The organism is Gynuella sunshinyii YC6258 (assembly GCF_000940805.1).
In the GTDB taxonomy this organism is placed as follows: Bacteria; Pseudomonadota; Gammaproteobacteria; order Pseudomonadales; family Natronospirillaceae; genus Gynuella; species Gynuella sunshinyii.
This window is the reverse complement of record NZ_CP007142.1, coordinates 320580-341703: the sequence shown is the minus strand read 5'-3', so window position 1 is coordinate 341703 and position 21124 is coordinate 320580. Positions and strand designations below refer to the sequence as shown.

15 protein-coding genes are annotated in these 21124 nt (G+C 48.7%); 7 read left to right on the top strand and 8 right to left on the bottom strand.

Annotated features, from left to right (window positions below; genetic code table 11):
• Positions 1-5: 5 nt before the first annotated feature.
• From YC6258_RS01585 to araA, 4 genes are all read right to left on the bottom strand, one after another.
• Complete coding sequence (locus tag YC6258_RS01585) at positions 6-509, bottom strand: winged helix DNA-binding protein (protein ID WP_211264608.1); 504 nt, start codon at positions 507-509, stop codon at positions 6-8.
• 13 nt (positions 510-522) lie between these two features.
• Positions 523-4158, bottom strand: coding sequence for a hydantoinase B/oxoprolinase family protein (locus YC6258_RS01580; protein ID WP_044615490.1), 3636 nt, complete (start codon positions 4156-4158; stop codon positions 523-525).
• 192 nt (positions 4159-4350) lie between these two features.
• The gene (locus tag YC6258_RS01575; protein ID WP_044615489.1) at positions 4351-5100 is read right to left on the bottom strand and encodes a sulfite exporter TauE/SafE family protein; all 750 of its coding nucleotides are present in this window, start codon (positions 5098-5100) and stop codon (positions 4351-4353) included.
• 239 nt (positions 5101-5339) lie between these two features.
• Positions 5340-6845, bottom strand: coding sequence for an L-arabinose isomerase (gene araA, locus YC6258_RS01570; protein WP_044615488.1), 1506 nt, complete (start codon positions 6843-6845; stop codon positions 5340-5342).
• A gap of 716 nt (positions 6846-7561) precedes the next feature.
• On the opposite strand from araA, the gene YC6258_RS01565 reads away from it, so the two are divergent.
• From YC6258_RS01565 to YC6258_RS01545, 5 genes are all read left to right on the top strand, one after another.
• Entirely contained in the window at positions 7562-8473 is a 912-nt protein-coding gene (locus YC6258_RS01565) for a restriction endonuclease (RefSeq protein ID WP_044619643.1), read from the top strand.
• A gap of 613 nt (positions 8474-9086) precedes the next feature.
• Positions 9087-9620 (top strand): DUF4124 domain-containing protein, encoded by a 534-nt coding sequence (locus YC6258_RS01560; protein WP_044615487.1) that lies wholly within the window; start codon positions 9087-9089, stop codon positions 9618-9620.
• Between the two features lie 440 nt (positions 9621-10060).
• On the top strand, positions 10061-10720 hold the full coding sequence (locus tag YC6258_RS01555; protein ID WP_052829991.1) for a hypothetical protein: 660 nt from the start codon (positions 10061-10063) through the stop codon (positions 10718-10720).
• A 107-nt stretch (positions 10721-10827) separates the two neighbouring features.
• Positions 10828-11169 (top strand): GFA family protein, encoded by a 342-nt coding sequence (locus YC6258_RS01550; RefSeq protein WP_044615486.1) that lies wholly within the window; start codon positions 10828-10830, stop codon positions 11167-11169.
• A 277-nt stretch (positions 11170-11446) separates the two neighbouring features.
• The gene (locus YC6258_RS01545) at positions 11447-11914 is read left to right on the top strand and encodes an ASCH domain-containing protein (protein ID WP_044615485.1); all 468 of its coding nucleotides are present in this window, start codon (positions 11447-11449) and stop codon (positions 11912-11914) included.
• Between the two features lie 185 nt (positions 11915-12099).
• Here YC6258_RS01545 and araC read toward each other — a convergent pair whose 3' ends face one another.
• Entirely contained in the window at positions 12100-12966 is an 867-nt protein-coding gene (gene araC, locus YC6258_RS01540; RefSeq protein ID WP_044615484.1) for an arabinose operon transcriptional regulator AraC, read from the bottom strand.
• Positions 12967-13251: 285 nt separating this feature from the next.
• On the opposite strand from araC, the gene YC6258_RS01535 reads away from it, so the two are divergent.
• On the top strand, positions 13252-14898 hold the full coding sequence (locus YC6258_RS01535) for a ribulokinase (protein WP_044615483.1): 1647 nt from the start codon (positions 13252-13254) through the stop codon (positions 14896-14898).
• A gap of 5 nt (positions 14899-14903) precedes the next feature.
• Positions 14904-15596: an L-ribulose-5-phosphate 4-epimerase gene (locus YC6258_RS01530; protein WP_211264607.1), complete on the top strand. Its 693-nt coding sequence runs from the start codon at positions 14904-14906 to the stop codon at positions 15594-15596.
• Between the two features lie 94 nt (positions 15597-15690).
• Here YC6258_RS01530 and YC6258_RS01525 read toward each other — a convergent pair whose 3' ends face one another.
• The 3 genes from YC6258_RS01525 to YC6258_RS30075 are packed head-to-tail and all read right to left on the bottom strand — an operon-like array spanning position 15691 to position 21114.
• Positions 15691-16137, bottom strand: a complete 447-nt coding sequence (locus YC6258_RS01525; RefSeq protein ID WP_044615482.1) for a type IV pilin protein — start codon at positions 16135-16137, stop codon at positions 15691-15693.
• Between the two features lie 8 nt (positions 16138-16145).
• The gene (locus YC6258_RS01520) at positions 16146-20492 is read right to left on the bottom strand and encodes a pilus assembly protein (protein WP_082070514.1); all 4347 of its coding nucleotides are present in this window, start codon (positions 20490-20492) and stop codon (positions 16146-16148) included.
• A 16-nt stretch (positions 20493-20508) separates the two neighbouring features.
• Positions 20509-21114: a pilus assembly PilX family protein gene (locus tag YC6258_RS30075; protein ID WP_044615480.1), complete on the bottom strand. Its 606-nt coding sequence runs from the start codon at positions 21112-21114 to the stop codon at positions 20509-20511.
• Positions 21115-21124: the final 10 nt, after the last annotated feature.

The window sequence follows — 21124 nt, the reverse complement described above, 5'->3', positions numbered from 1 at the left end:
TCCGTTTAAAAAGATGCCGCCGCCCGGGCGGCCTGGTCGTAGACTCCGGACATGGTACGCAGCAGTTGGGCCATCTTGCCAAGCTCCTCCCGGTTGACTCCCAGAGTGGACAGCGAATCCAGCAGGCAGTCCTGGCGGATATCGCGGTAGTTCAGGCACAGCCCGGCCCCGGTTTCAGTGCAGTGATAAAAAGTTTCCTTGCCAATCTTCTGGCTTTCAATCAGACCGAATTTCCCCAGTTTACGCAGGGAGTAAGACACCGTATGGGTGTCGTCGATGTTTAACACGAAGCAGATATCCGCAATCCGTTTGGGCCGTTGACGATGATGCACATTATGCAGAATCAGAATATCGATGGGACTGAGTTCCTTGTTGCCGGCTGCGGCCATGCAGTGAATCAGCCAGCGCGAGAATGCGTTTTGGGCCATGGTCAGCGCATACTCGAATTCACTGAGTTCGCTGGCGTTTTCGCTCAGATGACTGGAAGAAACAATAGAGGTTTTTGCCATGGAAATGCTCGCTTCAGGGTTGACCAAAACCGCCACCACCGGGGGTGGCTATGATGAGAATGTCGCCGCTTTGCAACCGGGCACTGGCTTTGGCGCCAAGCTCCAACTGCTGACCGTCGGTTCTGACAACAGTGTTATGACCTACCTGGCCGGGTTCGCCTCCGGCCAGTCCATAGGGGGGAATTTCACGTCGATTGGACAGGATGCTCACATCCATGGTTTCCAGAAAACGGGTTTTCCGGATCACGCCATCTCCGCCACGATGGTGACCGGAGCCACCGGAATGATGGCGAATGCAAAACTCCTCCAGGCGTACCGGAAAGCGCCATTCGAGCACCTCCGGATCAGTCAGCCGGGAATTGGTCATATGGGTATGTACAGCACTGGCACCAGCCTGGCGAAGGCTGGCACCACTGCCGCCACAGAGGGTTTCGTAATACTGATAACGTTCGTTACCCCAGGTGACATTGTTCATCGTTCCCTGAGAGGCTGCTGCAATGTCCAGCGCACCAAACAGGGCATCCACCACCGCCTGCGAGACTTCCACATTACCGGCCACCACGGCAGCCGGAAACTGTGGATTCAGCATACTGCCGGTGGGTACGCTAATGTGCAAAGGCCGCAGGCAGCCGCCATTGAGTGGAATCTGATCGTTTACCAGGCAGCGAAACGTATATAACACCGCAGCATGGGTGACAGCCAAAGGGGCGTTATAGTTTTGCGGGTGTTGTGGGCTGGTCCCGCCGAAGTCAATGTGCGCTGCCCGGTTCTGTCGATCAACCCGGATGGCCACATGTATTTCGCTGCCGTCATCCATGGTGCAGCTGAATTCACTGTCCGCCAGCACATCAATCACCCGGCGAACGCATTCCTCGGCATTTTCCTGCACATGCTTCATGTAAGCCTGCACCACATCAAGGCCGTACTGGCGAACAATACCCTGCAAGGTATGAGTGCCGGACTCGCAGGCGGCAATCTGAGCACGCAGGTCGGCGATGTTGTAGTCGATATTGCGTACCGGGTATCGGTGACCAAGCAATAAGCCTCTGACGGTCTGTTCCTGAAATTCACCACCAGCAACGATGCGGATGTTATCAAGCAGAATGCCTTCCTGTTCGATATGGGTGGAATCCGAAGGCATCGATCCGGGTGTAATACCACCGACATCGGCATGATGACCCCGCGCCGCGACATAAAAACAGATGTTGGTCAGTGTGTCGTCGAAGACAGGTTTGATAACGGTGATATCAGGCAGATGGGTGCCACCGTGATAGGGGTCATTCAGCATGAACACATCGCCTGGATGAATCTGACCACGGTTGTTCTCGATCACCGTTTTGATGCTGTGGCTCATGGAGCCCAGATGCACCGGCACATGCGGAGCATTGGCCACCAGCTCGCCATCCTGATCAAAGATGGCACAGGAAAAATCGAGACGCTCCTTGATATTGACCGAGACCGCTGTGTTTTGCAGTACCAGTCCCATCTGTTCGGCAACGTGCATGTACAGATTGTTAAAGATTTCCAGCATGACTGGATCGGCATCAGTGCCGATGGATACTCGCGCCGGCAGGGCTTCCATCCGTTCCAGAATCACATCATTGTGATCACTGAGACAGCCTTGCCAGCCCGGTTCGATGACGATGGTGCTATTGGCTTCGATGATCACCGCCGGTCCTTTGATGGCGATACCGGCAGACAACTGTTCGCGCAGATAAAATGGTGCCTGAGCGGTGTTTCCACCGGTCGTCACGGTATGGTTTTGGGGTTGTGGCTGATTGGCCGATGGGGCGTTGGTTATCTGGGGGATATGAGTCACCGCCGGGCTTCCACCGCCAATGCTTTCCACCTGTATCGCCTCGATAATCAGGGCTTTGTCTCTGGCGATAAAACCAAAGCGCTGCTGGTGTTCATGTTCGAATGTCTGGCGAATGGTCGGCAGATCCCCGTAGGGAACCAACAAACTGGTGTCTGAACCGGCGTACTTCAGATGCAGCCGGGTGATGGTGGTGATATTGGGTTCTTCGACCCGCTGTTGGTGCAGTTTCTCCCGGCCTTGTCGGGCCAGTGTTACCACGACCTTTTGTAACTGTTCCAGTGTCTCCGGTGTCAGTGGCTGTTCAACCGATTGCTCGTTAATCTCCCGAATATCAGCGAGGCCCATGCCAAAGGCCGACAGTACTCCGGAATAAGGGTGCAGGAACACCCGCTTCATGCCGAGTGCGTCAGCGACCAGACAGGCGTGTTGACCTCCGGCACCACCAAAGCAGCACAGGGTGTAATGTTGAACATCGTAACCGCGCTGGGTGGAAATATGTTTGATGGCATTGGCCATGTTTTCCACCGCGATGGTCAGAAAGCCTTCTGCCACCTGTTGTGGTGTCATATGGCTGCCGGTTTGACGGTTGATGTCGTCGCTGAGCTGCTGGAATTTTTCCATTACGATGGAAGCGTCGATGGATTCATTGCCATGCGGGCCAAACACCTTGGGAAAGTAAGACGGCTGCAATTTGCCCAGCATTACGTTGCAATCGGTTACGGTCAGCGGACCACCATTGCGATAGCAGGCCGGACCGGGAAAGGCTCCCGCAGAATCGGGCCCTACCCGTAAACGACTGCCATCGAACGTTAAAATGGAACCGCCACCAGCGGCGACAGTATGAATGGACATCATCGGCGTTTGTAGCCGAAAACCCGCTACTTCGGTCTCAAAGCTGCGCTCGTATTCGCCCTGATAATGACAGACATCGGTGGAGGTGCCGCCCATATCAAAACCGATCAGCCGATCAAAACCCGCAGTTGCCGCAGTCTGAACCATACCCACCACTCCACCGGCCGGCCCGGACAAAATCGCGTCTTTGCCATTAAAAATGCGGGCATCGGTCAGTCCGCCATTGGACTGCATGAACATCAGCCGCCCTGGCTGGTCGGCAAAATTCCCGAGTTTTGCCGCTACTTTATCGACATATCGACGCAGAATCGGCGACAAATAAGCATCCGCTACGGTCGTGTCTCCGCGGCTGACAATTTTCATCAGCGGGCTGAGGCGTGAGCTGACGGAAATCTGTTCAAAGCCGACGGCTGCTGCAAGCCTGGCAACCAGTTCTTCGTGATCGGAAAACTGATAGCTGTGCATCAGCACAATCGCACATGAGCGGAGGCCCTGATCCCAGGCGTGTCGCAGATCAGCCTGAATGCGAACCGGGTCTGGCGATATGAGTACTTCACCCTGTGCCGACACCCGTTCATCCACCTCCAGCACCTGGCGATAGATCATCTCCGGTAGTTTGATATCGATGGCAAACAGATCCGGGCGGGTCTGGTAACCGATGCGCAGTACATCAGCAAAGCCTTTGGTGGTAATCAGCAGCGTATCTTCGCCTTTGTGTTCGAGCAATGCATTGGTGGCCACGGTGGTGCCCATTTTGACTTCTTCAATCAGCGTGGTCGGAATCTCGTCATCCGCTTCCAGCTGCATCAGGGTACGAATACCTTGAATGACGGCATCGTCGTACTGATGGGGATTTTCTGACAGCAGTTTGCAGGTCACCAACTCACCATTCGGTTGGCGGGCAACGATGTCAGTAAAAGTACCGCCGCGATCAACCCAGAAGGACCATTTGGGAGAGTGCTTGTGTTGATGAGTCATCAGTCGGATCCGCTTGTCAGAAGCTGGGTTTGGGTCATGGCAGACCAGCAGGTGCTTTGAATGATTTAAAGTCAATTTGAATACAATTTGTATGCAAAAAGCAATGAAAAAACGGAATCAGCTTTGAAAGAACGGCAGATCGGTAGTCGAGGACCGATGGCCGGCCCATGAAACCACGAGCCGAAGGCAGGACTAAAACCCGGTTACACCGTCATATATCAGCTTTATTCCCACGACCGCCAGGAAGGCATAGCACAGTTGATAAAAGACTTTGTCGGATACTCTGGTATGCAAAAACACACCCAGAATTACGCCAAGGTATGCAAACGGCAGCAAGATCAGAGATTTAAATAAGTGTTCGGTGTAGAGCTGATCCAGAAAATAATAGGGAATCAGTTTGACGTAATTCACCACCGCAAAGAACAGCACCGTGGTTGCCACATATTCGGTTTTTGGCAGTCTCAGCGGTAACAGATACATATTCACCGGCGGTCCACCGGCGTGGGCCACAAAGCTGGTATAGCCCGTAACCGTTCCCCAGAAACGTCCGGCGATGGCAGAGCCTTGTCTGCCGCTTTGGGTGGGTTTGCGCAGGGTATTGGCCACAAATGCCAGGCTCAGAATCCCCAGAATCAGTTTCAGAACATGTTCATTCATATAAGCGAAGGTCAGTGTACCCAGTGCAATGCCCGCCATGGCGGAAGGAATCAGCAGTCTCGCAGCGGGAACATTCCATTGTCGCCAGAACTTCTGTACCCCAAACAGATCCATAAAACACAGCACCGGTAGTAAAATTGCGGCTGCCTCTACAGGCCCCATGATCAAGGTCATCGCCGGCACGCCGACGACCCCGAGCCCGCCGCCGAAACCGGCTTTGGAAATGCCCACGATCAGCACCACCGGAATGGCGACCAGAAAAAAATGAAAGTACGAAATATCCAACGACCAGCTCCTTACACGAGCATCTGAAACATGAGTGTTATGGTCAGTGAAACCGGGCCGGCGTGATAAGAGCGAAAGGAAAGACACGGCCAGACCGAAACCATGGCGACTGAGAATAATTCCGGGTACAAAAAAAAGCGAGCAAGGTGCCCGCTTTGAAAGGGAAAACGTTCAGGAGCCTCAGAAAAATGGCTTATTTTTCAGAGGCCCCCAGGTTTCCCGGAGGAGTAAGAAACTACTTACAAGCCTTGTGACAGGTGATAATACGCAGCGTTCTGGCGAAGTTCGTTTTTGAACTCGCGAATGTTGGTGTTTTCATCAATCACCACCATCTCAACACCGGCCATCTCGGCATAATCCGCGATGTTGTCAACCGTCAGGTTCTGGCTGTATACCGTATGGTGTGCGCCACCGGCGATAATCCACGCAGCTGCCGCCACAGACAGATTCGGTCTTGGTTCCCACAACGCATGGGCCACCGGCAGTTTTGGCAATTCCTGTGGTGGTGTAACGGTATCGACCACATTCACCAGAATACGGAAGCGGTTGCCCAGATCGATCGGCGATACGTTAATGGCCGGACCGGCCTTGGCACTGAAGATCAAACGGGCGATATCCGCTTTACAACCAATGGTATGGCGCTGTACTTCGATGCGTGGTTTTTCTGCTGCAATCGATGGGCAGACTTCCAGCATGTGTGCGCCCAGAGCCTGATCTTTGGCACCGAAGTTATAGGTGTAATCTTCCATAAAGGAGTTACCACCGCTGCGGCCTTCAGACATGACTTTCATGATTCGCAACAAAGCAGCTGTTTTCCAGTCGCCTTCGGCACCGAATCCGTAACCCTGACTCATCAGCCGCTGAGTGGCCAGACCAGGCAGAGCGGACAGTCCAGTCAGGTTTTCAAATGTATTGGTATAAGCACCAAAGTTGCCGTCTTCGAGGAACTTCTTCATACCCAGTTCCAGACGGGCTTCGTTTTTGAGCATGGTCAGAGAATGCTCATCTTTCAACAGTTCAGGAGCAATGACGTATTCAGAGCCATACAGATCCAGCTGATTGGCGACATCGCTGTCGGATACGCTGTTAACGACTTCAGACAGATCGCCCAGACCATAGGCATGTACTTCATAACCAAACTGGATTTGTGCGGATACCTTGTTGCCTTCAGTTACGGCTACCTGGCGCATATTATCGCCGAAACGGGCAACTTTCAGATTCTGGCCTTCGTTCCAGCCTCTGGCAGCGCGGGCCCAATCGTCGATCTGAGCCTGAACTGCTGCGTTTTTCCAGTGGCCCACAACAATTTTGCGTTCTTCGCGCAGACGGGTGCCGATGAAACCGAACTCGCGGCAGCCATGGGCACTTTGGTTCAGGTTCATGAAATCCATATCGATTTCATTCCATGGCAGCGCATCATTGAATTGGGTGTGCAGGTGCATCCAGGGTTTGTTCAACGCTTTCAGGCCGGCAATCCACATTTTGGCTGGTGAGAACGTGTGCATCCACAACACCAGACCAAGACAACTTGGATCAGAATTGGCTTCCAGGCATACACCCAGAATTTCTTCAGGGGTTTTCACCGTGCCTTTATAAACTACGGGTGTGGATATATTCCCGGCCGCATTCAGGTCATTAACAATGCTGGCGCTGTTGGCAGCAACCTGCTCAAGAACTTTAGGGCCATAGAGATGCTGTGACCCGGTAACAAACCATACCGCTTTTGAAGGTCGGGACGTGCTCATAAAAGAAACCTCTGGTGTGTACGTGTCTGTCGAAAACAGACGTTTTTATAAAAAATCAATTATGCGTCATTAAGGCCACAAGCCCGATTGACATGGATAATTTCCCTGCCAATGGCACATGTTCATTGAGTGATAAAACACAGCCTGAGCGGCATGGCTACTTATTATTTTGCAGTATAGTGACTAAATTATGTGCTGGAATGAATGGAGAATTCGGGCGAACACCATAGAAAAAATTGCAAACAAGGCAAGTAATGATGTCCAAACGTGACAATATGTAAGTAGCTGACTCAAAATAACGTAAGAATTGCTCGCTCATCCCATAAAGTTCCCGCTTCCAAGTCAGGGAATATGGAGGCTCATTTACCTTATAAAGTCCGTTATCACAGGCTTAACGTTTTTATAGCACGCTACATAACCCTCACGTCAGGATAACGCATAAACGGTAAAATTCTAATCGCTTTCCAGCTTAATAAACGGATAATTGCCTTACTTACGAAGTGGATATAATGAAGTCTGCTATCTGATATACGGAGCAAAACTCTGACACCCCAATGCTGCTTCTACACCGCTGACCAATAACAGATTATTGGCCTTCACGCTGCTAATCCGGCGGTTTTTCCGGCATCTATGCTTGAGCATTAACATGGATTTCCCTATTGTTGCCAGATGCCTGCAAAAAACCTCACTGGTTACCTGATACCGCGAGACCGACTATGATTCCAGACTTTCAAAGCTGTATGCGACCGTTGTTGAACACACTCACCGATGGCCGGGTGTATACCTTTAACGAAGCCTTCGAGCAGGTATGTCGTCATTTTCACCTGACAGACGCAGAACGCGCCGAAAAGCTGCCTTCAGGCAAACAAAGTGTGGTTCGTAACCGGGTCTACTGGGCAAGAACCTATATGGTCAAGGCAGGCCTGATCGCGGCTCCTGGTCGCAGTGAGATACAGATCACTGAGCGAGGCAAAACAGCATTGATTCAGTCCCCTGACCGCATCAACGTGAAATTTCTCAAGCAGTTTCCAGAATTTGTCGATTTTCATTCCGGCAAGCCCAAACCTGGTCAGGAGCAATCCGGAGGTGCTGATAATGAGACCGACACTGACCCGACCGAACGCCTGGAGCAGGCTTATCAGGAGATAAACCAGGAGCTCATTGATGACGTGTTGAACACGGTTGTCGGCAGATCGCCTCAGTTTCTGGAACGCCTGGTGGTGGAGCTGATGCAGGCCATGGGTTACGGTGGCTGGAGCCGGGAGTCCGGACAGACCACCCAATATTCGGCAGATGGCGGCATTGACGGCATTATCAATGAAGACCTGCTTGGTTTGGATACTATCTATTTACAGGCCAAACGTTATACCGCAACCAGTGTTCAGCGACCCGAAATCGATGCGTTCATCGGTGCCTTAACTCGGAGAGGCGCTCGCAAAGGTGTGTTCATTACCACGTCCCGATTTTCCCGCGGTGCACTCGAGGCTGTGGCCGGATTAAATCTGAGTGTTGTGCTTATCGACGGCCAACAATTGGCAACGCTGATGATTCAGCATAATTTGGGGGTGACGGTAAAGCAGAGCTATCAGATAAAAACCATTGATACGGATTTTTTCAGTGATGACTGAGTTGTGCCATAAGGTGGTCAATGGGGAGTTTATATTCACTCGAATAACATTTACTTGTGAGTCAATAATTTTTGATATTAAGTGCTATGATTACCAAAATAAATTCCAGTCTGTTGGCAGACAACTGTGCAGGACACTTTTTATTGGGCAATTTACACCGTTGTCAGTGGTTGTTGTTTCCGAATGCTGGCTATTGAATAGGATCGGGTAATTCTTTAAATATACGTCATGAATTTCACTGCCTTTCCAGTCAACAGGCACTGCAATAAACATCCTCCAAATAATGACCCAAATCAGCTTAACCAAAAAATGTCTCTTATCTAACAATGTTTGAAGACGGTCGCTCATTATTATGGTTGGTCGATATTGATATATGTTTAGGAAAGAGCATTAAGTCGCGAGTGTCATAAGATGCCTCTGATTGTCCGGATAATTTCCAGATATGTAATTGCATTAGCGAATATCCGAGTGTATAAATTCGCAAGCCGGTTGTAGCCTGATGATTGCAGCGTTATGAATCCGGTTTCTGTAACTCAATATAATGGTCCTCAATAAATCTGTGATAAACAGCGTTGTACTCAAGGCCACCTGATAGTTTATTTGGATAGTTAGTATGAATGGAAATGTGATTGTGGCGGTTTTGTTGTTTGTGTCATTGTCTTCACACGCAGCGGTATATAAATGGGTGGATGAAAATGGCGTGACGAATTATGGGTCAATCAGGCCTAAAAACGCTGAAGCAGAAAATATCCACATAAATGCTCCTCCCAGTACCAGTACACCAGCAGGGTCGCCTGAAGCGCAAAAAAAACTCAATGGTGCGGCCAAAGAATTTGTGGACGCCCTCACCGACGAAATATTAAAAGACCACGGTGATGCCAAAGAATTAAACTGCAAAAAAGCGGTTATGAATGCCAATGACTATATAGATACCATGATCAATGTTGGAAAAAAGAACTTTGATAGCGGTTACATGGCTGAAAATGAATACAAAAAAGTGACCGTTGCGTTAAAGCGAATAAAAAGCACAATATCTATTTCAGAGTGTCAAAATTCTAAAGGCTCGGTACAAGGTTTTTACAAGTGCATGAGCAATGATGCAAATCATCTTATTAGTTGTGGCAAAAAATATAACTATGGTTCCTAAGGCAGAAGCATATTCCGGGATAGCTAATTGTCAGACTATGTCCGTATCAACCACAAAGTAAATCACTCTTCTCATTGGCAGACTGTTCACATGGTCAATCCTGTTAAGGAACCTCTGAAAAATAGGCCATTTTTAGGAGGTTCCTTAATATGAGCATCAAAATAATTTCCCTGTTTCAATCCTATTGATCGTAGTGCCCAGATGATTCGCATGCTACCTGAAATAGCCTGATCTCATAAAACCTATGTCGCCATGATTGAAATAAAATTCGATATTCATCAATTGACAAACAGGAAGCTCGGTTTCATGATGTTCGCGAAAAATAAAGAGTCGTTTTTGTCCATGATATGGCAAAAAATATCATATTAAAAACAAGCTTGAAGATATAACAATACATTGTTGAAAAATTACTCAGCAATTATAGATGTAGGAATTTATCAATGAAAATTACGATATTGCCTCTGGTCTTATTGGTTTTTCTAACGGCAGGTTGTGTGAGTACAAAAAATGTACCTATTGCAGAAGCAAACATTCAAAAGCTAAGTGGCGAAACTTTGGTGATGGCAAAACGTGACCTGCCTGACTTCGGAGCCATGACGGCCGACAAAGCGATGTTTGGAGTTATCGGTGCGGCAACAGTGATTAGCGCAGGGAATGAAATTATTAAAGACAACGAAGTTGAAGATCCGTCGATTTATATTGCTGAATCACTGGCAGCAGGCCTGTCTGAGACTTACGGAGTGAAGGTGAACGTGGATGAGGATATTACGGTTTCCGGGCTATCTTCTGCCAAAGTGGCACAAACGGAGTTTGCCTCGGATTATTTGCTTGATGTGCAGACCGTCAACTGGAGTTTTACTTACTTTCCGACAGATTGGGATAATTACCGGGTAATATACAGTGCGAAGTTACGATTAATCGATGGTCATTCCAAAAAACTGATCGCTGAAGGGTTTTGTTCAAGAGTGCCGGAAAAAGATGATAGTGCGCCTTCCTACGATGAGTTGCTGGACAATCATGCCGCAAGACTCAAATATGAACTGCGACTGTCGGCCAACTATTGCATTTCGGAATTTAAATCCAACATCCTAAAGCTGTAATTCCGAGCTTAGGAAAGGGATCGCTGGTATGCTGGTCCTTGTCAGCCCGGTATCAATAATGTTCGCCGGGCTAATATAAAAACCAATACCAAACTCGGATCATAAAGATGGAATTGACCTGTCACTGCAAAAACATCCACTTTACCCTTGAAGCCCCCAAGCAAATCACTTCCTGTAATTGTTCTATATGCCGGAGATACAGTCCTTTATGGGCTTACTATGATCCCAATGTCGTTAAAGTGACGATAGGAAAATATGGGGTTGATACGTATGTTTGGGGAGATAAAGAAGTAGAGTTTGTGCGTTGCGCCCATTGCGATTGCATTACTCATTATCAGACCTTCGAAGAGGACCCGGAGCCCAGAATTGCGGTAAACTTTCGAATGGCCGAGGAAGAGCTGGTGTCGGGTATTGATGTGAGATATTTTAATGGTAAAGCGTTATTGTAGTAGCATGGCAAACAAAAGTTCTGCTGAGAACCGAATAAAACTTTACTCATAAGGCAGGATATATTCCGGTCAGCTATCCAAAACCAAGTTACGAGAAAATAACCAGAAGACCATGTGATTTCTGAAGTATTTTTTTCTGTGATGATAAATTAGCCTCACTGATCTCATATAAATAATAATTGCGATAATCAAAATTTCGGGCTAAACCGTCAGGGCGCATTAAACAATGCGCGATCTGTTTTGATTATCGACGCCGATAAGAGTTCCGGAAAGATATATGAATTCCAAACAGCAAGATTATCTTGATAAATATCTAAGCATACTCACGGAAACCGAACGTGCCGGTATCCCTCAGGTTTTGGCGGAGTACTTTTGTGCTGATGAATATAATGCCAATGAATGTGCCCGTTTGGTGAATGTGGGCATTAAGCGGGCATCGTGCAGTTTAAAAGCTGCATACGATGTAGCCAATGAACCGTTTCCAAAAGTCGGCAGGCTTACCGTGGTGTTGAACTGGGCTCAGGAACCAGTGTGCATCATCAGGGTGACCGAAGTATCCACCTGTCCTTTTAATGAAGTGACGAGGGAGTTTGCAGAGGCCGAAGGCGAAGGTGATGGTAGTTACGAATGGTGGTGTGAGGCCCATATTGATTTTTTCACCCAATATGCCAAAGAGATTGGTGCTGAATTTACCGAAACGTCGGAACTGGTACTTGAGCGATTTGAGAAAGTCTATCCACTGTGAACGGCGGGAATTAAGCGAGGGTGAACTTTTTTTAATGTATTTTTATGGTGTCTTTTTTGTCTGGCACACGAGCCTAAAAAGATACAGAGTTGCTAAGAAAATACCCCATCAATTGGAAACGACCGATCTGCCCCGCCATCAGCTGGCGGGGAGCTCTTCTATCATCATGGGTTAAGTACTTCAGTTTACAAATGCCCTTCCCGGTACTCTCTTGGGCTAACGCCCAGTTTCTTTTTGAACACCCGCGAGAAATACAGAGCATCCTGATAACCCAAATGTCGCGATACCTGATTGACTGCCAGGTTGGTGGTGATCAGCAGTTGTCGCGCCAGGCTGACGCGCTGGTCCTCGATCCATTGTCGTACCGGTACACCGAGCTGTTGTTTGAACAGATGTGAAAAGCGGGAATTAGACATGCAGGCAATTTTCGATAATTCGGTAATACTGAGTTCAGAACCGAGATGCTCGTGGATGTATTGGCAGACCTGATGAATACGTTTGTCGATGGGAAACTGAGGGCGGTTGGTATCGAGTTCGCAGCAGCGGATCAGAATCTGTTCGAGCAGATTAAAGGATAGCTCTTCCGATAACATGGTTTCGGAGTGGCTGACTTTTTCAACATCTTCAAACAGGCTTTCAATGCGTTGCAGGGATACATCTGAGTCGATGCTGAGGAATCCGACCCCGGCAATCAGGTTGGCCCACTTGAGCCACTCACTCCAGGTCGCTCGGGGGCGGAAATAGATCCAGCGGTGATACCACTGGTCGACTTCAGGTGCGCGGCCGTAGTCGTGCTTGACGCCGGTTGGCAGCAGCATCATGTCGCCCGGATGTACCCGCCGTTCATCTTCGGTACGGGGGAATACCAGACCGGTACCGGCAACCGTCAGGTTTATAATAAAACCTTTCAGACCGGACGGGCGATTAATCCAGAAGTCCAGATCGCCATTTTTGTGAATCGGCGTAGAGCCGGCCACCAGATGGGCATTGAAAGGGTAGCCTGGTTTCAGTGGGTCCAGTTGCGGTTCCCGGGTATCAAACTTATGTAGCATAAACGTCTTATTTTTATTGATTTATGGCAGGAGAAATATCCATGTATTGATGCTAAACCTCAATACACTCCAAAACAACGCTTAATACTCACACAGCTCTATATTTTCTATAAAATGCTTATAAATCAAATATTTATGTGAAAATATAAAAATGAGGCAACTGAGATTTTTAAAAAAAATAGCGTTGCTGTCAATATACGCAGCAGTTTTTTCTATCACAATGTAGTCCATGTCAGGCCGCATAATTGTTGTCCTCCTTTATAGCCTGATCCTGGAACAAAAATAATGACTCAAAAAACAGTAATTGGGGTGGATTTCGGGAGTGATTCGGTACGCTCTCTGCTGATTGATGCAGAAACCGGTACTGAACTCGCATCGTGTGTCGCTGAATATCAAGACTGGAAGCAGGGCAAATATTGTCAGCCGGATGCCCAGCAGTACCGTCAGCACCCAGCCGATATCCTTAATGCCCTGACTCGTTGTATTACCGATTTAGAGCCGATTGTCGGCGCAGACCTGATGAAAACCGTAGTGGGTATCGGTGTGGATACCACCGGTTCCACACCAATTGCCATTGATCATGATGGTACCGCTCTGGCACTAAAAGATGAGTTTGCAGCTAATCCCAATGCGATGTTTGTATTGTGGAAAGATCATACGGCGATTGTAGAAGCTGAGCAGTTGACTTCCAAAGCCAAGAGCTGGTCGATCGACTATACCCAATACGTGGGTGGTACCTATTCGTCTGAATGGTATTGGGCCAAGTTGCTGCACGTACTCCGCGAGGATGCTGAAGTTGCCGCCAATATTCACAGTTTCGTGGAAATGTGCGACTGGATTCCCGCCACGCTGACCGGTACGACCTCACCGGCACAATTGAAGCGCTCCCGCTGTGCATCCGGACATAAGATTTTATGGCATGAGCGTTGGGGCGGACTGCCTGAGGATGCGTTCTTTACCGCGGTGGATCCGTTGTTGAGTGGCTTTGTTGATCGTATCGGCCAGGACTCCTACACCAGTGATGTTTCCGTGGGGCAACTGACGGCGGAATGGGCCGAACAGCTTGGCCTGCCGCAATCGGTACGGGTTGCTGTGGGAGCGTTCGACTGTCATATGGGTGCGGTTGGAGCCGGTGTGACGGCCAATGATCTGGTTAAAGTAATAGGCACTTCCACCTGCGACATTATGGTGGTGGATCATGATGCCATTGGTGATAAAGCCATTGCTGGCATCTGTGGCCAGGTGGATGGTTCGGTTATTCCCGGTATGATGGGGCTTGAAGCTGGACAGTCTGCCTTCGGAGATTTCTATGCCTGGTACAAACGTCTGTTAGCCTGGCCGCTGGCGTTGTTGGGGGATTCACAGCTGATTGAGAGTATCGAGGCCAGGATCCTGCCGGAGCTGGGAAAACAGTTGGCGGATTATCCACTGAATCTGAAACAGCCGTTGGCCACTGACTGGGTGAACGGCCGTCGTACGCCACACGCCAACCAGCGGCTGACCACAGCCATTTCGCAGTTGAATCTGGGGTCCGATGCGGTGGACATTTTCCACGCAGTGGTGGAGGCGACAGCGTTTGGTGCGCGGGCCATCAATGAATGTTTCGAGACTCAGGATGTGCCGATCAACCGGGTGATTGCGATTGGTGGTATTTCCAGAAAATCAGCAGAAATCATGCAGCTGTGTGCCGATGTCATGAACAAGCCGCTGGAAGTCAAAGCCTCTGATCAATGTTGTGCTCTGGGAGCGGGCATTTTTGCCGCGGTTGCGGCCGGGGTTTTCCCGGATGTGGCCACGGCGCAGCAGACTCTGGCCAGCAAGACCGAAAGTGTGTTCGAACCACGGGCCGACAAAGCAGCGCTATATAGTCAGCGTTATCAGCGTTATCAGGCACTTGGCGGCTTTATTGAAACGAGTGTTGCCAAGGAGTAACTATTATGTTGTTAGCAGAATTGCGAGAACAGGTCTGTGCCGCCAATAAAGAATTGGTAACGCACGGGCTGGTGACGTTTACCTGGGGCAATGTCAGTGGTTTTGATGAGGCTTCAGGACTGATTGCCATCAAACCCAGTGGGGTCGAATATGACCAGTTAACTCCGGAAAAAATGGTCATCGTCGATCTTGAAGGCAACGTGGTTGAAGGGGATTTGCGACCTTCCTCCGATACCCCGACTCATGCGGTGCTGTATAAGCGGTATCCGCAGATTAAGGGCATCGTACATACCCACTCTTCATTTGCCACTGCGTGGGCGCAGGCTGGCCGAGGTATTCCGGCACTGGGAACCACGCATGCGGATTATTTCTACGGTGAAATTCCGTGCGCCCGGGCGCTGACAGACGAAGAGATCAATGGAGCCTACGAGCTTGAGACCGGTCATGTGATTATAGAAACCATTGCTGATGGTGATCCGATGGAAGTGCCCGGCATTCTGGTCCGTGAGCATGCTCCGTTTGCCTGGGGAAAAGACCCTCACAATGCCGTACACAATGCGGTGGTCGTGGAGGAGGTTGCTAAAATGGCATTACATACGATGATGCTTAACCCGCAGGTGAGCAGTGTGAATCAGACTCTGCTGGACAAGCATTATCTGCGTAAACACGGCAAAAATGCCTATTACGGGCAAAAATAATCCTTTCTGTTATATCGTTACCAGAGTGCTGAATGCACTCTGGTAACTCTTCCTTTTATAGCTCTTTGTCCGCTAAAACGGCACAAATGTTAATTTACCAACAGGTACTGCTGGTATCTGTGCCACCGTCGTTTTTGGCACCTCTGACTCCGGTCTGGGTCAGACTGAATACCGCGCATTCTTTATCATTTGCCTGCACTTTTCCGGCAACAGGAGTTGCTTTTAACAGGTAACTGGTGGCGGTCAGATCGGCGTTTGCCACTTTGACGACATAATAACCTTCTCCAGAAACGACACCGGATCCGGTAATACTATCCACCACAGAGCATGTGCCTGCTGCAGCAGGCTTATAAGTACCAACGGCGGTAAAACAACGTTGTAGTTGTTGGGCGACATTGCTCAATACCACTTTGGCATCACTGCGATTGCTCTTTCGAACCTGGGACATATAGCTCGGATAAGCAACCGCTGCCAGAATGCTGATGATGGCAATGACGACCATAATTTCAATTAACGTAAAACCGGAAAATTTCTGTTTCATAAATCTCTCTACTTAATCTGCCGCCAGGATATACGTCCCTTGGAACCACTCACGCCACTACCGACAAACGTTGAGATTGATGGTTTGCCATTGCCATCCGTATCACCAAGGTCACTGGCGAGCAGATAAATGGTTTCTTTATCGACCACAGGTACCAGGTCGCTCAGGATAGCATTTTCCAGTTTGGTATTGGCATCCTCATTCAGGACGGAATAGTCTTTATCGTATAAACCGCCGACGCCAACCAGTTCCATAAGCCAGCCGGTACCACCATAATCACATTGATTATCCGATGGGGTAAAGGTCGTTATAATCACACGATCATAGAGCAGTACAGGCTTGGTCAGAACACGTTCGCCTTCGGGATCGACATCAGCAGCAGGTGATTCTAAGTCCAGGAACCATCCAGACTGATTCTCCCAATCTACGGCGGTGGTTCCGTCATCATTGTCTCTGTCGCCACTGATGACTCTTTTGCCTGACGTTTCAGAGGTAATTTCCTTTTTGTGTAGCAGCGTGCTGCGGTTGGCCTTGGTCAGGTCAATACTGTTACCGTCATCAACAATGGCATAGATGCTTTGCACGTCATCTACACTAACATCGGAATTGGAATAGTATTTACCGGTACCAAAATAGACCATAATAGAATCTACGTCCTGACTGCCGGTGGTGTTCTTGCGCAGACTGTTAAGTCCAAGAGTGGGGGTTGCCGTAATGGGTTGAGCTTTGCCATCTTCATCAATGACTTTGATTAGCGGTTCAAGCTTAGAGCCGGATTTATAGGCAACTTTCCAGCTATTGGAACTGCTGGCACTTAAATCAAACTTCCACATATTGCCCATGATGTCGCCGCCATAAACATAAGCTGCAATACCATAACCGTTTGGTAGTATTGATGTACCGGTCAAACCGTTATCGTCTGCACCTGTGATGCTCGCCTCTGTGTCAATCGATTGGTAATCTGTTTCATCTTCAAGATTGATAGTAATCAGTCGAGCCGTGCCATTGGTGCTATTGGTGCCATTGGCAAAGATGGCAGTCCAGTTACCGTCTGCCGTGGGAACTATGATTGGCCGGTTTTGGACAAAACCCAGGCCATCTTTATAGGCAATATCGGTATCATTGGCGCTGACATCAAAAATGACCTCTGGAACTTTAGTGTTATCATCCAGAACTTCGGTCACATCCAGTGCAAAAAAGCCTTTCGCTCCGGCGCCGAATCCGCCGATCAGTACCGTACGCCATGTGTTATTAAGATAAGCATCTCCTACATAGAGCGGCCCATCCACAAGATACTGGTGGTTATAATCGGTATCGCTCAGCGTCGCGAGTTTAGGAAATACCGCCCGGGGTACATAGGCAAATATCTCCGCACCGGTATTGGCATTGAACGCATGCAACATACCGTCGTTGGCACCCACAAAAATGACGGGATTCCGATCTCCTTTGTGATCGACATAAGCATTGTAGCTGGCAGAGCCATAGGCTGCTGGTAAGGTGTTATAGTGTTGAGACGCACTGCCGGCAAATGCCGGGTCAGAATTGACAATATCACCCAGAACGTTGTCCCGTGGCCGTAAGGTTGGGTCATCGGTACCCTGTAGCCATTCAAAACGCTTAAAGGCCAGGTTGGTATCTGTGTCCGAGGCTTTTGTCAGCGCAGCTTTAAGGTCTGGCAGATTATTATTATCCCAATTGGCCTTGTTAAGTTGACGTACCGAGCGGGCAGTAGCAGTACCGTCATAAGTGTAGATTTTACGATTGGACAGGTTCGTCAGGGTGGTATCGGTATCCCAGGCAGCGTTACCGGTCACATCAACATTACCATCCTCATCAATTGGATATGCCAGTAATTGGCCGCTCCAGTCATCACTGTTGAAACGCGCCTGGTAAACGTAGGAACTACCAGTGAGCCTTGATGAGTTGGTGGCTGCCGTTGCTACTGAACCTATGGTTGATGCAACTTGAGTAAATGCGGACTCCAGAGAGTCTTTCAGCTTGCGGGCTTCAGTGGCATAAAAATAATTAGCTGGCGTAGATGATGCAATTTCGCTGTCGGTCATATCATCATCTTCAAAACCACCCCATTTGGCCGCGTAATATAGGGCTGGTTTTAAAATTTCGCCACTTGAGGTACCGATATCATATTCTTTGGTAGAGGGACCGTCATCATACTCGCAGTTTGTGCATTGGTCATAGGTGAACCCTTCAATGCCGGAATGAACATGAAAACCATCTGAGGTGGTGCCGCTGATAATGTAACCAAATCCCATTCTATCTCCAGTGGATTCGGCAGCGACATCGGTTGTGATTTCTGCTTTGCTACTGCTGATACTGTACTCCAGAACACCCCACATGTCCTGATCGTAGTCACCGCCCTGTTCACTATCTTCCCAGTTAATATATACCTTACCACTGGCCTCGGTATCGGAGGTGGTTTGAGAAACTACCTTGAAGTCAACGATGGCGCAGTTAGCGTTAGGATTCAAGCTGGTATTTCGACAGGCAGGTACAATGGTAACTGTCTTTTTACCTTCTGTGCCTGGTACATTGACCTCTATTTTAGGTACTGCCGGTGCCAGTGCAACACCGAATGTTTTGACTTTTTCACGATAACGATCAATCCCTTCTTTACGGGCAAAAAACGCTAGTCCTGAAAGATCATAACCCCCTTCAAGACGAGGTGCTTCAGGACAGCTACCCCTGACAGATGACAATGAGGATATTGTTTTTGCAGTACATAACTGGTTATTGTTTGTACCATTTTCCCCGACGAAATAGTCGCCTCCGTGAATACCCTCTGCGGAACCAATCCGGTTGGTGTAATTATCTATAGCGGCAGAGAAATCAGCGCTCGCGGCACTGAGGTCATCAGTATCGTACGAAGAGGTAGAAGTGTTGAACTGCAGGATATTCAATGGTGCGCAATAGTTACCACTGGACGTAGTATCAATTGGATCTCCCCAGGTACTGACGCTGGTGAGTCCACTGATTCTTCCGGAATCATCGGTGGCATATTTGGGGTTGTTTTTTCCGGCCAGATATCGAAGTGATTCGAGATATATCTCAGCTTGAGGGTTACCCCAGTTGGAACAAGTACCATCAGTGAAGCTGGTTTTGGCCCAGGAACACTCGTCATTTGTAATTCGGCCATCAAAATAACTACCTCCTTGTTGATTTTCGCCATTCTCACGAAAACTATAGCCGTAAATATTCAACAAGTTAATGGTGTTGACAATGCCGCCACCAGAAGGTGTCTTAAATGTCCCGTCACTATTAATTTCATCGATGATAGAGCCGACTTTTTTGCGTAATACCCCACCGGACTTGTTTTTACCGTAGGAGCCGGTCATCAGACCAAAATGAATAGAGTCATTTTCACCATAGGTTTGCAATAGACCGGTTGGTTTATAGTGGGTTGTTGTAGATGTGTTGTAAGCGCTGCATTGTTCGTCGTTGGTACTATTGATCAGGCTGTCATCGCAGACTTTTACCTTAACCTCATAGTCGTCAAGTCCCAACCCGTTATTGTTTTTATTAGGCGCAGAGTTATAAGCATTGATTCCACTTACGGAACTGTCGTTGCCGTTATTCCCTGTACCCCAGCGGCATTGCCAGCGTTCATTACTGGCCCACAAAGAAAAGTTACCGCTGGCTACCCGCATTAATGGTTTGTCGTTACTGCCAATTAATTCTTGAGAGGGCTTGGTACGGTCACTTGGATCAGAGGTATTACAAATGGTAATCCCTCTTTTCATTGGGTCAGAATCGTCAGCATTGCTGGGGAATGGCGTCAGTTGATTAATATCACTGCCAGCATAGTATTTTGCAAATGAGTGTGCGTCATTAGGTAGGAAGGAGCGTTGCAGTACAGTCTCAGTGGCAGTATCAATCACACGGTAACCACCATAAAGAATTTTCCGTACTGCATCGATACGCGTCATGGTCGCCCAGTTCAGAAAGTTGCCGCTCCATTTGCCGCCGCAGTAGTGATCTGTTGTGAAAGACTTCGGTTCAAAACGGTTGTTGTTGTATTCATAACACTTGTTGCTGTCGAAATAACCGTAATAACTATAGTTATTCACATATGTGGTGTCAGGAATGCCGTCCAAGGTGTCCGTGTCGCTATTGCCATCGGTGATATCGGAGTAATCATCATAGAGTTTAAAGAACAGTTGATGATCCCTGGACATGTTCAGCATCATGATTGGCCGAACTGGAGAACTCAGAAATAATGGGTTTTGGCTGGGTACTTCGGCAACAGCGGATGGGAAGTTTATACAGATAAACAATCCACACAGCGCTGGAGAAATGGCCCGGTGCATAAGTTTTATAAATGCTGAGGTTGCTTTCATGGTCTATGAAACTCTGCTAAGGAATATAAGTGGATTGAACAACTGCAGTCGATTGACCGGAAATGCCCACTCCCCGGGCAGTAATTCGGTAATACTCGTAATCTGCATATTTTTCAGTGCTTTCAATGTCGATGCCGCCGCCCTGACTGGCTTCCAGTGCGGAGACGATAATTTTTTCAATGGTGAACCGGGGTTGCTCACTCACACCGGTAATAGTGTCGGCCGTCAGTTGCACGCTATTACTGGCCCATTGATCGTCTGTCCAAAGTACTGGGCGTAGACGATACGGTCCTGAAGCTCCGGACATAAATGGCCAGTTGCCCACGGTTAATGTGTTTTTGTTGCCATCGTCATTGAGATCCGGCCAGTATCCAACCGTGCTGCCAGTAAAGCTCGGCAGAACATCTTTCTGCAAAGATTCCTCACCAATTCTCAACGCGGCTTCGGCGGCCTGAAATGCCAGGTTTCTATCGCGCATATTCCCGGCCATGCGTTCCTGCAGATCGGTACCGCGAACGGCGGCCAGCACGATAATGGTGAGCAGCAGCAGCATGACGAGGCCAACAAGCAGTGCTACGCCCTGTTGGCGATGATCAGCAACAGGTTTATCTCTGTAAGGCATAAAGAGCTCC

Coding starts and splice junctions, on each gene's coding strand:
- YC6258_RS01530 (WP_211264607.1), top strand. CDS start 14,904: ATGTTGTTAGCAGAATTGCGAGAACAGGTCTGTGCCGCCAATAAAGAA.
- YC6258_RS01580 (WP_044615490.1), bottom strand. CDS start 4,158: ATGACTCATCAACACAAGCACTCTCCCAAATGGTCCTTCTGGGTTGAT.
- YC6258_RS01545 (WP_044615485.1), top strand. CDS start 11,447: ATGAATTCCAAACAGCAAGATTATCTTGATAAATATCTAAGCATACTC.
- YC6258_RS30075 (WP_044615480.1), bottom strand. CDS start 21,114: ATGCCTTACAGAGATAAACCTGTTGCTGATCATCGCCAACAGGGCGTA.
- YC6258_RS01560 (WP_044615487.1), top strand. CDS start 9,087: ATGAATGGAAATGTGATTGTGGCGGTTTTGTTGTTTGTGTCATTGTCT.
- YC6258_RS01525 (WP_044615482.1), bottom strand. CDS start 16,137: ATGAAACAGAAATTTTCCGGTTTTACGTTAATTGAAATTATGGTCGTC.
- YC6258_RS01555 (WP_052829991.1), top strand. CDS start 10,061: ATGAAAATTACGATATTGCCTCTGGTCTTATTGGTTTTTCTAACGGCA.
- YC6258_RS01550 (WP_044615486.1), top strand. CDS start 10,828: ATGGAATTGACCTGTCACTGCAAAAACATCCACTTTACCCTTGAAGCC.
- araA (WP_044615488.1), bottom strand. CDS start 6,845: ATGAGCACGTCCCGACCTTCAAAAGCGGTATGGTTTGTTACCGGGTCA.
- YC6258_RS01520 (WP_082070514.1), bottom strand. CDS start 20,492: ATGAAAGCAACCTCAGCATTTATAAAACTTATGCACCGGGCCATTTCT.
- araC (WP_044615484.1), bottom strand. CDS start 12,966: ATGCTACATAAGTTTGATACCCGGGAACCGCAACTGGACCCACTGAAA.
- YC6258_RS01535 (WP_044615483.1), top strand. CDS start 13,252: ATGACTCAAAAAACAGTAATTGGGGTGGATTTCGGGAGTGATTCGGTA.
- YC6258_RS01585 (WP_211264608.1), bottom strand. CDS start 509: ATGGCAAAAACCTCTATTGTTTCTTCCAGTCATCTGAGCGAAAACGCC.
- YC6258_RS01565 (WP_044619643.1), top strand. CDS start 7,562: ATGATTCCAGACTTTCAAAGCTGTATGCGACCGTTGTTGAACACACTC.